At 35.4% G+C, this 14,674-nt stretch carries 19 protein-coding genes and 2 pseudogenes; 1 reads left to right on the top strand and 20 read right to left on the bottom strand.

The window, feature by feature from the left end; translation table 11 throughout:
• Positions 1-100: 100 nt before the first annotated feature.
• From BFL01S_RS20500 to BFL01S_RS15435, 11 genes and pseudogenes are all read right to left on the bottom strand, one after another.
• Positions 101-241, bottom strand: a complete 141-nt coding sequence (locus BFL01S_RS20500; RefSeq protein WP_156474937.1) for a hypothetical protein — start codon at positions 239-241, stop codon at positions 101-103.
• A gap of 424 nt (positions 242-665) precedes the next feature.
• Positions 666-824 carry a hypothetical protein gene (locus tag BFL01S_RS20505; protein WP_156474938.1) on the bottom strand — a complete coding sequence of 53 codons (159 nt, stop codon included), beginning with the start codon at positions 822-824 and terminating at the stop codon, positions 666-668.
• Positions 821-1,180, bottom strand: a complete 360-nt coding sequence (locus BFL01S_RS15395; RefSeq protein WP_061786209.1) for a phage terminase small subunit-related protein — start codon at positions 1,178-1,180, stop codon at positions 821-823. The genes BFL01S_RS20505 and BFL01S_RS15395 overlap by 4 nt, the downstream gene beginning before the upstream one ends.
• 86 nt (positions 1,181-1,266) lie before the next feature.
• Positions 1,267-1,695: a COG3415 family protein gene (locus BFL01S_RS15400; protein ID WP_061786210.1), complete on the bottom strand. Its 429-nt coding sequence runs from the start codon at positions 1,693-1,695 to the stop codon at positions 1,267-1,269.
• A gap of 62 nt (positions 1,696-1,757) precedes the next feature.
• Positions 1,758-1,940 carry a hypothetical protein gene (locus BFL01S_RS15405; RefSeq protein WP_061786211.1) on the bottom strand — a complete coding sequence of 61 codons (183 nt, stop codon included), beginning with the start codon at positions 1,938-1,940 and terminating at the stop codon, positions 1,758-1,760.
• A 56-nt stretch (positions 1,941-1,996) separates the two neighbouring features.
• Positions 1,997-3,301, bottom strand: coding sequence for a replicative DNA helicase (locus BFL01S_RS15410; protein WP_235859244.1), 1,305 nt, complete (start codon positions 3,299-3,301; stop codon positions 1,997-1,999).
• Complete coding sequence (locus tag BFL01S_RS15415; RefSeq protein WP_061786213.1) at positions 3,276-3,965, bottom strand: acetolactate synthase large subunit family protein; 690 nt, start codon at positions 3,963-3,965, stop codon at positions 3,276-3,278. The genes BFL01S_RS15410 and BFL01S_RS15415 overlap by 26 nt, the downstream gene beginning before the upstream one ends.
• Complete coding sequence (locus BFL01S_RS15420; protein ID WP_061786214.1) at positions 3,966-4,259, bottom strand: hypothetical protein; 294 nt, start codon at positions 4,257-4,259, stop codon at positions 3,966-3,968.
• A gap of 78 nt (positions 4,260-4,337) precedes the next feature.
• Entirely contained in the window at positions 4,338-5,102 is a 765-nt protein-coding gene (locus tag BFL01S_RS15425) for a hypothetical protein (protein ID WP_061786215.1), read from the bottom strand.
• Between the two features lie 450 nt (positions 5,103-5,552).
• A pseudogene (locus tag BFL01S_RS15430) lies at positions 5,553-6,355 on the bottom strand (APC family permease); the annotation flags it as partial.
• A 275-nt stretch (positions 6,356-6,630) separates the two neighbouring features.
• The gene (locus BFL01S_RS15435; protein WP_061786216.1) at positions 6,631-7,074 is read right to left on the bottom strand and encodes a cell wall hydrolase; all 444 of its coding nucleotides are present in this window, start codon (positions 7,072-7,074) and stop codon (positions 6,631-6,633) included.
• A gap of 476 nt (positions 7,075-7,550) precedes the next feature.
• Here BFL01S_RS15435 and BFL01S_RS15440 point away from each other — a divergent pair, with 476 nt between their 5' ends.
• Positions 7,551-7,916, top strand: coding sequence for a hypothetical protein (locus BFL01S_RS15440; protein WP_025910033.1), 366 nt, complete (start codon positions 7,551-7,553; stop codon positions 7,914-7,916).
• Positions 7,917-8,599: 683 nt separating this feature from the next.
• On the opposite strand, the gene BFL01S_RS15445 is transcribed toward BFL01S_RS15440, so the two are convergent.
• From BFL01S_RS15445 to BFL01S_RS15490, 9 genes and pseudogenes are all read right to left on the bottom strand, one after another.
• Positions 8,600-9,184 carry a YitT family protein gene (locus tag BFL01S_RS15445; RefSeq protein ID WP_231882753.1) on the bottom strand — a complete coding sequence of 195 codons (585 nt, stop codon included), beginning with the start codon at positions 9,182-9,184 and terminating at the stop codon, positions 8,600-8,602.
• Positions 9,185-9,616: 432 nt separating this feature from the next.
• A complete protein-coding gene (locus BFL01S_RS15450; RefSeq protein ID WP_061786217.1) occupies positions 9,617-10,477 on the bottom strand; it encodes a DUF421 domain-containing protein in 861 nt (286 codons plus the stop codon).
• 17 nt (positions 10,478-10,494) lie between these two features.
• A complete protein-coding gene (locus BFL01S_RS15455; protein ID WP_061786218.1) occupies positions 10,495-10,701 on the bottom strand; it encodes a DUF1657 domain-containing protein in 207 nt (68 codons plus the stop codon).
• Between the two features lie 12 nt (positions 10,702-10,713).
• Positions 10,714-11,064 carry a stage V sporulation protein AE gene (gene spoVAE / locus BFL01S_RS15460; RefSeq protein ID WP_025910029.1) on the bottom strand — a complete coding sequence of 117 codons (351 nt, stop codon included), beginning with the start codon at positions 11,062-11,064 and terminating at the stop codon, positions 10,714-10,716.
• 1 nt (position 11,065) lies between these two features.
• Positions 11,066-12,002 (bottom strand): annotated as a pseudogene (gene spoVAD, locus BFL01S_RS15465) (stage V sporulation protein AD); the annotation flags it as partial.
• A 90-nt stretch (positions 12,003-12,092) separates the two neighbouring features.
• The gene (locus tag BFL01S_RS15470) at positions 12,093-12,299 is read right to left on the bottom strand and encodes a DUF1657 domain-containing protein (protein ID WP_025910027.1); all 207 of its coding nucleotides are present in this window, start codon (positions 12,297-12,299) and stop codon (positions 12,093-12,095) included.
• 1,065 nt (positions 12,300-13,364) lie between these two features.
• On the bottom strand, positions 13,365-13,559 hold the full coding sequence (locus tag BFL01S_RS15480; RefSeq protein ID WP_061786220.1) for a hypothetical protein: 195 nt from the start codon (positions 13,557-13,559) through the stop codon (positions 13,365-13,367).
• Positions 13,560-13,715: 156 nt separating this feature from the next.
• Positions 13,716-14,063 carry a spore coat protein gene (locus BFL01S_RS15485; protein ID WP_235859245.1) on the bottom strand — a complete coding sequence of 116 codons (348 nt, stop codon included), beginning with the start codon at positions 14,061-14,063 and terminating at the stop codon, positions 13,716-13,718.
• Between the two features lie 13 nt (positions 14,064-14,076).
• A complete protein-coding gene (locus tag BFL01S_RS15490) occupies positions 14,077-14,358 on the bottom strand; it encodes a hypothetical protein (RefSeq protein WP_025910021.1) in 282 nt (93 codons plus the stop codon).
• Positions 14,359-14,674: the final 316 nt, after the last annotated feature.

Below are 14,674 nucleotides of genomic sequence, written 5' to 3' on the forward strand. Positions count from 1 at the left end.
AAATTTCTATTTTTATTCGATGATTCAACCTTTACTAATAAGGGTATCTTCTTCTTTTAAATAAAAAATTAAACCCGTATACCTAAAGTGGCACACGGGTTTAATTTGTTTTATCTTTTGCTTTATCTTTTGCTTGTTTATCTTGAACATTTGGATTGTTAATTTTATTATACAATTCAATTAGTCCCTTGGCTGCTTTCACCGGATCAAAAGTTCCTCTTTCACCATATTTTACTTTCACGATGAAATCACCTCGTTATAAAATATGCGAGAGGGTTTTGTCTTGTTGACAACGTATTTTTTTGATGTTTAATCACTTATTATTTCTCCTCCCAATGGATCCAGTCGGAACATAACAACATCTTGGAGAAGTTCATTCTAAATTGATCATTCAAATTACTTCCATTAATTATCAGTAATCCTCTGAAGTTTCGGGTTCACCATCTGTTCTCTCTGAAATTTGGTCGCTTCACGTTCTTGCTGCACTCGATTTCTATAAAAATACTTCCCTCGTTTTAAAGCCGTTTTAAAGATATCAATATCCTTTTGTAGAAGTTGTTAATTTCCTCTGATGTAAGAATAACGGTGCATTCTCCAACTTCATAATATTCATTGATATAGCCCCTTCACCCTCTCGTTTGGTACACTTCGAGTACACTTGTTTTTTAGGCTGTTCCTTGATCTGCAATCTGTTTGTAGAGTTCCGCATATTGGTCAACCCGCTTGAAAATATCCTGTTCATCAACCTTGTCGGTGATTTCCCCACTATGGCTGATTTCAGATATATCGGTACTTTGGCCACGACTCAACCGCTCAACCTTCACTGAAATTTCCAGTAGTTTTGAATTTCATAAGGTGATAATGTTTCAGGCCTAATGTGTTCTACTGCGGCTTTTACCTTAAGAAGCAACTTTCTGGAAACTTCGGCATGCTCTTTAATCATCTGTTTTCGCAGTTGAGCATTCTCCAAAATAGCCCGCTTGTCCATCTCTTCATCAAATGCCTCAGCACGTTCCACCCAGTTATGTTGAGATGACCAGTGTTTAACCAAAGAGTGATTTTTACCTAGTTTTTTCCCAACATCCTTAAGCTTTCTTGTAAGCCCTAAATTTCTATAAATAGTAAAGCCCTCAAAGGCTTGTTTACTTTCGCCTTCCTGTCGCTCATATAGAGGCTTCATAATGATGAAACCCTCCTTTTCGGTTAACTGGCGGTTAACTTTTAGTAAAGTAGCTCGCTACGATCGTGAACAATTACCCATTAATGTTATGGTTTCCACTCGATATAAGCAGACTTGTTCAACAAATCATCCAATGTATCTTCCATGCTGCCCACTTCTTTTAAAGTGATTTGGGTTTCTTCTTGTTTTAAACTAGCAGCGGTTTTCATGGTCATATCATAGAGTTTTTCTGTTGGAATTTCGGATAAATCCCGATTTGCCAATTCTTCTATTAAACGGACTAACTGCTCCCCAAATAACTCAATTCTCTTTTTCTTTGAAACATAATACTTTTCTTGAAGCAGCTCCAATTCCAACGCATAACGATTGCTGATTTCCAGCTGCAAATCCCTGCCCCATTTAATCAATGTGGGCTTGCTAACCCCGATACCCTTTGATATTTCATCATAGGAAACACCCTTTGCTCGTAACTCGATGAACTGCTCTTTTTGGTCTATTTTCGCTACTTTTATCATCGTTTTTCTCTCCTTTATTTTGTATGACTCCAAATAGATTGAATGATTGCCATGTCATTGCACTACCCATAAATATTTCGCAAATTGGATAAAGCAAAATAATAAAAATCAACATAACCATCGATAATTTCTTTATCACTTAATCCCAAATTCTTATATTTGTCCTTTACATGCTGCATATCATAAATGGCTCCATGTTGGATATATTCATTTTTAAGCCATTCATACAATCGATACTGAATCATATTTCCACCACCGTTTTATATGAATTTTTGGAATCTGCCCCCAATTATTTCCGAACTTATCCTTCCGGTTCTTCAAACTTCTGGCACCAGCCTTTAAATAAATACCGAAATTTATTAATACCAACATCCCTACCTTTGGCAATTATGCTTTGGATAACTTTTCCTTCTCGATGATAATCATTAGGGTCATGCCACAATAACTCCACTACATCAGCATCCTGTTCTATTTCTCCCGAATCCCGTAGATGGTCTAGCCTTGGCTCCAAGGATTTGGCACCTTCTCTACTCAGCTGTGCTAACATAATAAAAGGTACGTTTAATTCAATAGCAATTTTCTTTGCTGTCCGTGTCACTTCACCAACAGCATGAGAACGGGTTTGTCCAGGTGATTGTGGGATATTCATTATTGTTAAGTAATCAACAATGATTGCTGATAAATCTCCATATTTCCTTCTTATTTGATTAGCTTTGGAACGCACCTCATGGATGCTGATATTACTTGCGTCTTCTATAAATAAGGGGAGGTTTTCTAATTTTTTGAATGCGTCCTCAACTTCCCCAAGTTCTTCTACCGATAATTCCTTACGTCTTATCTTGTTGGCAGGGATTAGCGTTAATGAAGATATCATTCTATTAAACAATTGATTTCGTGTCATTTCCTGAGAAAAGAAGAGAACATTTCCTATACCTTGTTTAGCAATGCCTAAACCCATTTGTATTGCTTTTGCGGTTTTACCTACACTTGGTCTTGCAGCAAGAATATAAAGCCACCCACGACCTATTCCTCCCATCCATTTGTCAAACCTTTTAAACCCGGTATAGATGAAATCATCCTTTTCAAGTAAATATTCCAAGTAATCATAGCGGCTTTCACTTAAATGCTTCAAATTACCTGAAACTTTGGGTCTGATTTTTAAAGCCTGATTTTCTACCTCTGTCAAAAATGTCTCATCATCTTCAAATTCCTGTTCCTCCGATAAATATCTTATTTTTTCTGCTGCTTCAATGCCTCGCCTACGCAAGGCTTTGGATTTTACCAAATCACAATAATAGATGGTATTCGCTGTAGTAGGTACTGAGTCAGCTAATTGTGTAAGATAGCTAACACCACCAACATCCTGTAATATCCCTTTTTGATTTAGCTGTTCAGAAACGGTCACTACATCAATGGGTTTATTTTTTCGATAAAGATTCAAAATCCCATTCCATATATGACGGTGTGCAGCATTATAGAAATCACGTTCTTCCAATTTAGGGACAACTCCGTCGATTATATCCGGATCATATAAAACTGCTCCAAGTACTGACGTCTCTGCTTCGAGCGAGTATGTTTGGCTAGTAGGTAATATCATTTGGATCATTCCCTTCTTCTATCCATCGATTTAAGGCTATTTCCCGTTGCCGGAAATCTATTTCTTTTTCGTGCCTTTCAAGCCTCTTTTTGTTGCCTGTCACTTCCTGTGCAACCCATTGAAGGATGGCATGATAATCAGATTTATACTTTTTCCCGTGAGCTTCTTTATAATTATTTAGAAGTTCGATCACTTCGTTGGTCTTTTCGGGGCCATACTTTTCTATTAGCTCTTCATACTCAGTATTAAAAAGGTGAACACTACTTGCATATTTCTTTTTATGTGTAGTAGTCTCTGGTATTGCTACTGACAGATTGTCACTACCATGGTGACAGGTTGTCACTATGGAATACACCTTTTCATAATTAATCGTGTACCAATTGGTTTTATCAGCTTTATATTTGTTAAATTGACCAATAGTAATTAACCCCTGATCGTCTAATGACTTTATAATTCGAATCAATGTACGCTTGGACCAAAATGGAAATTGCTTTTCCCAATCTGGATAGCTGTTGTAAATACATTTTCTTCCGCTAATAACGTGATTACTTCTTTGTAACCAATAATGGATCTGTTGCAAGAATATAGCCTCATTAAGACCAATACTTTTTGCTAATGTAGGTAAAACAATTAAAGGAGGTTCCTCTACCAAAAGTTTTCCAATTATTAACACCTACCCTTCATCTTTATAGCCACCCTTTATGCTCTTTAGGTAAGGTTTTAATTCTTCCTCTGGAATAAGGAAGGAAAAGATATTAATTAATTTTTGAACGTCTGCTTGACACACCGCAGCTATGCCAGGATCAATTGATTCCCACATATTTACTTCTTCCATTGCTTCAGATACAATGTGATCCCGTAACAACCGCAAAATATAAGTATTTTCTGTTCGTCCAATAATCACTTGACCAGATTGATCACCAATCCCTTTAGGGTAATAAGTTAAAACCGCTTCAATCAATGCCACTTTTATCACCTCTTTACTAAAAATAAAAAAACCGCTCACAATGAACGGTTTCTTCTCAATATATATAGGTGTTAAAAATCAGATTACTAGACGTTTTTTATGAAATTTTCTTAATTTTGTTTTTAATTTTCTTTGTATCGATTGATAAAGTGACCATTTCTCACCCAGTGCCTTCAAACACTCTGCAGGGGTAAAGCTGGCTAGGAGTAAATCAATTATTTCTTTTTCGCGGGGAGAACCACTTTCCCGTAAATCTAGAATAAGTTTGAGCCTGATTTTCTTATCTTTCTCTCGTATTTGCCTTTCTTCCTCTTGTAAAATAGCAACCTCCGGGTTTTTAAACCTATTATTTTCAAGAAAATTGAACAGCACATCCCCATAAACCACCTTATATTTCTGCTCTAATTTATCTCTTTTCACACCATCCCATTTTATTCTTTCTGCTTCTTTATAAACAGCAACACGGAGGTACTTATTAATTTCATCAGGTTCTTTTTTCTCCCATGCGTCCCAGTGTTCAATATTCCACCACAATGCTTGTCTGCTATAATTGCTTGGTTTTAAACCTAGGTTGCCTAAATACCAATCGATTATTTCTAAATCGCCTTCCTTAAAAGAGGCTTTTACTAACTTTACAGCCATTATGTTCTCGTGGTCATTAATCCATGGGTGATTTGCAATAGAATCTACAACATTATTAACATTAAATGTACCAACCCATTCTTGAACAATATTTAAAGCATTGGATACCTTTTTTTCAATGTGTTTTGTTCCATCAATAATTGTTTCAGCAAATGATCCAATTCCAAGAAAAAAATTATTAATATCTGCAACAATTCCCATTTTCAATAAATCATCCTTATACTATGACTAAATATCTCATTATATATAGGTGATTAAATTTACTTTACTAGACATTTTTATTGAAATTTTTTTAAAAAATTATAACAATGACAAATGTTGCATTCAACCAACCAAAGAACCAATATTATGTAATTAACAAAAACAGTTATACTTTAAGGAAAAAACCCCTTTGTACTACTATCCAAAGGGGCTCTAATTAAACAAAATAAATTATATATATTTTGTTTATACGCTTAATTACGGTATTTCGCATCCTCTCCTACCCCACGAATGGTTACGGAAGAGAACCTTTTAATCTATTTTATATAGCTTATATTGTTAAAGAAAACATCAACCCGAAGTACATGGCAAATATGAAACTTATTCCGAAAAAAACCTCCTGCGAAAGAGTATTACCCGCTGTAAATTCTTCTAATGCATGCTGGCAACTGAATATCCTAATCGGTCCCCTCTTATAAGGAACATCCTTGGAATAAACTTATCTTTAGCTAGATTAACGGCAAGCAAAGGAAATGCGGAATATCCAGTATTTGCTGCAAGGATTAAAATCATAGCTGTAGTTCCTTGGATAAAGTAATACATAAAGTTTCGACCGAAAATTCCCTCTGCAATTTGTGATACTGCAGTCACCTCGACCCTAGGGGCGATACCATAAAAATAAGCTAGCGTAACAATCCCAGAAAAAAGAATTGCCAACAATAACCCCATCATTACTAAGGTTTTAGCAGCGTTGTTTGGTGCTGGATCTTTGAAGTTAGGAATTGCATTGGAAATTGCCTCAACTCCTGTTAATGCTGAACTTCCTGAAGCAAATGCCTTAAAAGGATAAACAAACTGACTCCTGCAACAGGAGTACTAATAGGGGTGTGTAATTCAGGCGAAAGCCCTCCCGTTACAATGTTGAAAATACCAACTCCAATTAAAATGAACAGGGCCAATACGAATAAGTATACTGGATAGGCTAATATGGAAGCGAACTCCGTTACTCCTCTCAAATTCAAAAGGGTAAGAAAAATCACAAATACTATAGCGATTTCCACATTATAGTCATGTAAATTGGGAAATGCTGATGTAATAGCATCTGTACCAGCGGACACACTTACCGCAACAGTAAGAATATAGTCTACCAAGAGAGAGCCTCCAGCAATTAAGCCTGGATTTACTCCTAAATTATTCTTTGAAACAACATAGGCTCCTCCTCCATGAGGATAAGCAAATATGATTTGTCTCATCAAGTTACTTCCGTACTATGAGAATGTCTGACTACTCCACCAGTTCTTTATCATTTCGGATTACCCTTATAGACTAGAACCCTCCCTGTTCTGTAAGGTGGAGTCCTCACGGGGTCATCACATTTCCCTTCTAAGCATACCCTGCACCATCACGTTATAAGTCACATTTTCTCGTTCTGACTTCTAAAGAAAATGCCTAAAGAGTGGGCTTCCTCACTTTTCGAAAAGTCGCCAACCTTATCCCGTCGCACAAAAAACTTACTCAAAGAGTAAGGTTAACCTCTATAAACACTATCACATGTTCCAGGTTTTGGTTCATAAAAACAATGTTCTTTAAATTGACCAGAAAAAGGTTGATCGTACCATGTAGGAGGACACCCAGGCTCCGTTGGATTAAAATACCATAGTGCATATTTCGCTGGGTGATTTCTCCAATAATTCAAATTTTTGATTGCTAATCTTCTTTCAGATGTTCTTGCTCTTTGATAAAAAACATTTCCTTTTTGAACTGCTTCAAAAGAATAATTTCCTCCTTGAATTTGAAATATTACATCATGAATCGATCTTACATCTTTGAAGTCTAAACAGGTTGCTACTGCACGATTCACTATTACATTTCCAACATATAACATACCTTGTTTTCCTTCACCTTCGGCCTCTGCTCTCATCAGCCTTGCCATTTCGTCTACTTCATGACTTCGATAATTTACTCTTGGCATTTTATCACCCCAAAAATATAATATGAAAAAAAGCCTACATTCATGTTATTGTTTATATAATAAATCACGAGAAACCCTTGTTTGATTCAAGGGTTTCTTTTTATTATCAGCTTTAATATCTTGCCTGTTTGTTATAAAAAGAGAGGCATCTACCTAAATGTATGTTGTCTCCAAGCAAATGTTACTTTTGGTAATTTAGCCCAAAAAAAGAAATTATAACGAAAACGCCTACACCTAGGACAAAAATCGTACGTAATATAGGCTAAAGGTCTTCACGAAGATGAAATTATAATGGGGAGTTATTTATTTGAAGGAAAACATAGAGATGTGCATTTGTTTTGAATATTATTCCTGGAAAAGTCAACTTTTGTGGTACCAAACGATTGGTTTCGTCTTAATCGGAGATACTGCCCAAAATGCTTTATTAATTTTTTGAAAGAATATTAAAAATAAATTTAACTAAGTGAGGGATATGAATGGAAAAAGAACAAAAACAATATCTTGAAAAGTTATTAGATTGGTGCAATGATACTTATTCCGATTGGGAAAGAATGAAACCGAGGTTTTCAAAACAATTTGATCTAAAAAGTTTGGAGGAATGGGAAGAATCATATAACGAATTAAAAGGAAAATTACAGGCAGATTTAAAAGAAGACTTTGATCACTATCAGAAAGCTCAAAACCTGTATGATCAGTATAAACTGTTATATAGAGAATCACAACCTTGTAAAGAAGAAGTTGAATCTGATGTGAGGAAGATAGGTGAGTTGTCCTCTAACTTTGATAGGGGAATAGAAATACTAGGTCAGGAAAATGACACAGTAGAAGAACTTGATAATTGAACTTATCCAAATGGCTTTTAATTTAGAAATACCCAAACAGGAATTTTACAAAAATTTCGTAGCACTACCAAGAACAGATATTCGGACCAGGAAGGAAATCGAAGTAGAATATGAGCACCCCCATATCTCCACCGTTACCTAACACATGTTATAAGAATCAACGTTAAATGTTCTGAGTACTATAAGAGCATTGGATTAGATAGCGAAGAGAAAAAAGATGACAAAGCTTTTAAAGTTATTGAAGATGAAAAAAAAGAATAACAAAAAAACCTGAAGATCTATTTGATTTTCAGGTTTTTTAGTCATCAATTAATCATAAAACTAAGAGCTAATAAAAGTATCATTTTCATCTACTAATACTGGCTTGTAAACGCTCCATTTGCTTTGTGTCAGGGGCGAAACGGTTGTATTTCAATTTGAAAGAACACTTTTTAAAGCAAAACTTACATTGTTTTCCAGCTTAACACCATGCGATTTGGCCAGGGATTATATACTTTTATGATATGGATATCACTTTCAAAAAAATCCCTCTATTATGTTCTTCGATGTTCCGCTTATGCCCCAAGAACTAGGCATTTGTCTCAAATGTAGATTTAAAGTGTGTTATTCTATGGATTGGTTTCTTAGAGGGGTGAAAGAGACTCCATCCAAACACCTTTTTTTCGCTTAAAGCTACAGTTATTTCAAATAGTTATATTCGATGGTCTAGCGATCAATGAAGTAATTATTCCTACGATACATATAGTTAAGCAAGAAAAAAGAAATACTTTTAGTCCTAACGTATTAAACGCTGCTATTACGATAAGGCCATCAATCATCAAAATAAAAATCCCTATATTTACAGAAAAAGATTCTGAAATAAATTGAGCTAACAGGTCTGTTCCTCCAGTACTTGCCTTATATCGAAGCATGATTCCCACCCCTATACCAATGAATACTCCTCCTAATAACGAACTCGTAAAAGTAGGAAGCGAAAATTGATTTCTTAAAGGCGCTAACCAATCAATGAGTATAGAAGAAACAATCAAACCTAGAAAGCTATTATAAAAGAATGTTCGTTCATAGATCCATGCATATATACTTAGAGGAATGCTTAAAAGGAACATTGCTAAACCTGTTGGAAAACTAAAGTAATAATGTAGTATAAGAGCAATTCCTGTAACCCCTCCATCTAATAAATGATGGGGAACTAAAAAACCGTTTATTCCAATGCTTATTAGTAAACTGCCTATAAGAATAGCTGCTACTTTTTGAAAAATATAAATCACCTTTTATCATTTGTTTACCTTATTATATGTACAAGCATTATATTTCAGAAGTAGGCTAAGATTGGGAATGAGTTGATCGTTCTGTAATTCTTGAAGAATGGCCCCAAAATCGTCAGGGGTAAGCTGTGCAATTGCCGATTTCCCTAAAATTTTCACGGCTCCATTAATCACAATATATATAAAAATTGATTTAACTAAAAAAAGAACACTTTGAACACCTCGTAAAGAAAGTTCTCCCTTAGTCCAAAATTGGGACTAAGGGTTTTATTTATCCTCATTTAAATGTAGATGCAATGAATCAAAAATTTAAGATCTAAAATTTTTATTAGGCAAATTGTAAGCATCATGCCTCTATTTTTACGTCTATTTCCAAACATCCATCTATTATTACGACCAAAATCGAAAAAGGTACATCACAATGAAATAAAACGATTATCCTTTTAAAATTGGAAATACTTTATCAATGGCTTCTTGTAATTTTTCACTATTTTTAGTAAACATTTCCTTTGCTTCCTTTACTTCTGTTCCAAGAGCAAACATCTCTAAATCCGCTTGACATTTTTTCATGCTCGAAAGAATTAAAGCTCTTTCTTGAGGAGATGCCACTTGTAATTTATCGTCAAATAGATCAACCGTTAACTCTCCATAAGAATTTACCTGTCCAAGAAAAACATTTTCAATCGTTACCCCCAGTTTTTCCAATTCGATATGTAACCAAGCTCGACTTCGTCCAATTGTCGAAAGTGGTTCATCCAATACTTCGCCATCCATAATGACGGTTTGAGGCTCCTTGATTGATGCAACCGATAAGTTTACATCCTTTGCTGTTAAAGGTTGATTTTCTTTTTTCAACATGACAGAAAAATCACCGGTTGCTTCTAATATCGCGAATTCTACATCAGAAACCTGGTAAACATCCTTTTTTCGGAGTAATTCTAGTAATTCATCTGTTGTGTATCTTTCCTTTTTTAAGTTATCTTCCATAATTTTTCCATCTTTAATAAAGACAGTTGGTTTCCCTTCTATAAAATCACGGAATTTTTTACTTTTTAAAGCAATAAGACCAACTATATATGGTATAGCTGCCATAACTAGAATGGCTAATCCTCCTATAATGATACTATGTCTTACTTCAAGGATAACGATTGCTGCAATTCCTCCCATTGTAATACCTGTTACATATTCGAAGAAGGAAAGTTGGGATAGTTGCTTTTTGCCTAGAAATTTTGTGATAAAAAACAGAATAATCATAAACAAAATAACTCGTGAGACAACATTTAGCCAAAGAGGCATTAATAGACCCTCCTATCTTAAAATCCTTTATACTGCAATTCCTCTCGTTCTATTTCTCCAACGCGTTTTTTTAAATCCGTCACAACTTCATGCACAATCATAATCGTTTCATGTAACGAACGCTTCGATTCGGTATCCTCGGTGCGGAGTGCTAAACTAGATAAATCGGCTTCTACGCCTTTAAGACTGGCAAGAGACAGCTTTACATTTGATGCAATAGTCATTCAGTATTCTCTTTATCCTTTTGGTTTAAAAATCAACGACCCTAACATACCGAATATAATGGCAGCTGAAATACCGGCACTTGTTACTTCGAACACCCCTGTAAGAATGCCAACTAAGCCGTGTTGTTCAGCTTCTTGCATGGCACCATGTACAAGTGCATTCCCAAAGCTTGTAATGGGTACGGTAGCTCCAGCCCCAGCAAAATCAATTAAGGGTTCATATAAACCTACCCCATCTAAAATGGCACCGACCACTACAAGGGTACTTAAGGTATGTCCCGGTGTCAGTTTAAATACGTCAAACATAATTTGCCCGATTACACAAATCAAACCATCAACAACAAAAGCCCAAAAATAAATCATTTTATAGTCCACCCCCGTATTCAATCGAGACCGCATGGGCGATACAAGGTATGGTTTCGTTTTGCTGGAAGGATAGGGGTGATAATAAAGCGCCTGTAGCCACTACTAACATTCTTTTAAATTCACCTTTTTTCATGCGATTTAATAAATGACCATACACTACTGTTGCTGAACACCCTGCGCCACTTCCTCCTGCGAGGACTGGTTGCCCCTCTCGATAGATCATGAGACCGCAATCTTGGTATTGTTCTTTACTAATAGGGGTTCCATGCTTTTTAAATAAATCCAATGACGCTTCTTGTCCAATTTGACCAAGGTCTCCGGTTACGATTAAATCATAATAAGTTGAATCAATGTTTCGTTCCGTTAAGTGTGCTTCAATGGTATCAACCGCAGCTGGTGCCATTGCTCCTCCCATATTAAAAGGATCGGTCAGTCCCATATCAATAACACGTCCTATTGTGGCAGAAGTCACACGCGGCCCCTCTCCGGAGTCACTTAATAATGTTGCGCCAGCACCTGTAACGGTCCATTGTGCAGTAGGGGGCTTTTGCCCGCCATATTCAGTTGGATAACGAAATTGTTTTTCAACAGCAGTATCATGACTAGAAGCTCCTGTTAACAAATATTTAGCTCCTTTTGTATTAATAATATAGGCGCCTAGAGCCAATCCTTCCATAGAGGTAGAACAAGCACCAAACAAACCAAAATAAGGAGCTCCAATCGTTCGGCTTGCGAAACTAGTCGGGGTAATCTGGTTGATTAGGTCTCCTACGAGGATGAACTGAACCTGTTCCTTTTGGATTCCCCCCTTTTTCCATGGCTTTTTGACAGGCTTCTTCAAAAAGAACTTTATGCGCCTTTTCATAGGAATCCTGTTTTAGCCATAAATCGGCATGAAGAAGATCAAAATCTTCTGCAATCGCCCCATCTGCTTCAACATGAATTCACCTCTGTTTTTTATCCAATATTGAAGGGTCTAAAAAAGGTTGGTAAAAACTTAACCAACCTTTTTTTTGCCTTATTAATTATTGTTGTTTGTATTGAGGTTCTTCTTGTTCAATTTCTTGAACACGTGGCTCAATGCTGTCTACAACGGATTGAGTTTGGTTAGCGGCATCTTGGTAAAGTTGCTTTGCTTGTTGATTCTCTGTACTGAGAGCAAAAGTTTCAAAGCTAGCCTGCGCACTTTTCAATCCCGCTAGAGCTGTCTTAACGTCATTAATAACTGTCATGAATATCACCTCCTATATTTTTCTTTGGAACCTTTCTTAGAATGTCTGAAGATAGAGATTTTTATTCATTCAAATCGAATAATATATTTATAATATTTTAGGAAAAAATACTCTTGACAAGAAAAAATCAAGGGAGGAAGGATAGTGTAAATTGGACAGTTGAACTTTTAAAAAAACTGATTAAAGTACAATTGTTTTACAATTCGAGGGGAATTTTCCTTTTGATTTTGAGAAGCATGGACTGGTATGCTTTTTTATTTAGAAATGGAGTATTGATGCAGTTTGTATTTTTTTAATAAATAATAAAAAAGAGGTAGACGGAGTATGTATAAGGACTATCTTGAAACTATTTCAGGACCAAAACCACGAGCTAGGTATAAGCAATTTAATAAAAATTTAAATCAGTATTTTTCCAATCCTATAATACATAAGGAAATTCATGGTAAAAAAATATATGTTGCCTTGGATCTAGACAGAATCTGGAATAGGATAAATTAAAATTTAGTTAATTATGGAATGTATTGGGGTTAAATATAAAAAATGTAAAACGAACCTCTTATGTTTCAATTCATTTCCAACGTTAAAATTCCTTTGACAAAACAAACTAATTACAAAATTATTTAGAATGTCTCACCGCTCATAAGAAAATGTCTATCTAAACAATTCCTTCGTATTCCAAACGTATACTTATTACGTAAGCGTCAAATACTCCCCATCTGCTTAAAGGTGGGGAGTATTTAACGCTTATGGTGAAAGCAAAAGGATGGTCGTCTAAAAAGAAATTTGATGAAAAAAATGCATATAAAAAAGGACAAATTTTTGTCCCAAACTGTTTCAAGCCCTATAAATTTCCATATGTACATTTAATGATACCTTGATTTTTTCCTCCAGGGAGTAAGGTAAGTGTTTAACCTCCAGAAAAAGTATTAGCGTATAATAACCACGTTTTGTCGATCCCCTCAAAATTTCTGCCCAAAAACATGTATTTATACAGCAATAAAATTTCAAGAAAATGAGGCAATTATGTATAGACCATGATAGATAATATTACAAAGTTTCCCTATTTTATCCGATTCTGTTTTTTGCTTTCTGAATAACCTCTACTACAAACTGATCTTTATTTTCTAATTCACCAAGTGTAATATCTCCATTGGCTAATTTTTCAGAGAGTACATTAATATCTTCCTGGACGGAAACAGGGATTAGATTTTCAATCAACATTTTCTGAAGCTCATTTGCAATTTTAGTTTCTTGATTCATTATTAACACAACCTTTATTTAATATTTATAAGGTAGGATTTGAGTACTTTTATACTTTGAATACTTGTTTGTAGGAATGTTCTAAAGAAGAGACAGGTTGGTTAACATCCAACCAACCTTTTGTCTCGCATAATTATTGTTGTTTGAATTTCTACTTTATTGTATTACATTGCCTCTATATGGATCTTGACTTTCCATGTAGTTAGAAAATTGCTGAACCGATTGTTGAATATTTTGTGGAGTTTCTTTTTCCAAACCGTACCATCCGTTTTTAAACATTAAGTTATATAGATTGCGCTGACAGTCTTGCGTTTCTTGGGAAACAGATGCAATCGTACGATACAATGACTCATGGCTTGCTTCTTTCAATGCAATCGAGTATGAGGAAGTTATATATTTTTCCGTATTTAAGGCATCGTTTAGAAAATCTCTATCATTCATTTGCGGCGTCTTAGGAACTGGTGTTTCAAGATTCTTAATCCCGTTTGGAGTATTTTTTCCCACTATAGTATCCTCCTTATTGATTCATATTTTGTGAAGGTTGAGTTAAATACTGTTGCATCTGTTGAAGCAGCTGTTGATAGTGTCGATCGTGCATTTGTCCAGCTTGTTCAAGTGCTGCTTTCACATCCGGATTTTGACATTGTTGAGCAAAAAAGTGCATTTTCTTCATCGCGAGTAGATTCCAGCTTAACATATCCTTTACATACAGATGATCCTTTGTTGACATTATTTTAGGCGGTTCCGTCATTAAAGCTTGTGCTTGTTGATTAACCATACCCGTCTGCATTTGTTGCATTATTTATCCTCCTTGTTAACAATGTTGTTAATCACTTGGGTATATTGCCACACAATGGTCAAAAATATGCAGGGAATGAGGACTAGTTTTAAAGAACACGCCACCCTGGACATATCATCGGTAGAATAAAAAAAGAATAAACGGAGAAAATAATTTAGAAATCACAATGGAAAGGGCGGTAAAAATGAATCTTAAGTGGTTAAGACTATTAACAGTAGTATTTCTTTCTATCTTCCCGTTATTGGGGTGTAATAATGGAGATGAGGATAATAATCCACCACCAGAAGTAGATGTAAGTCCAGGTACAGAAGAACCA

This window comes from Priestia flexa NBRC 15715, assembly GCF_001591565.1.
Lineage (GTDB): Bacteria > Bacillota > Bacilli > Bacillales > Bacillaceae_H > Priestia > Priestia flexa.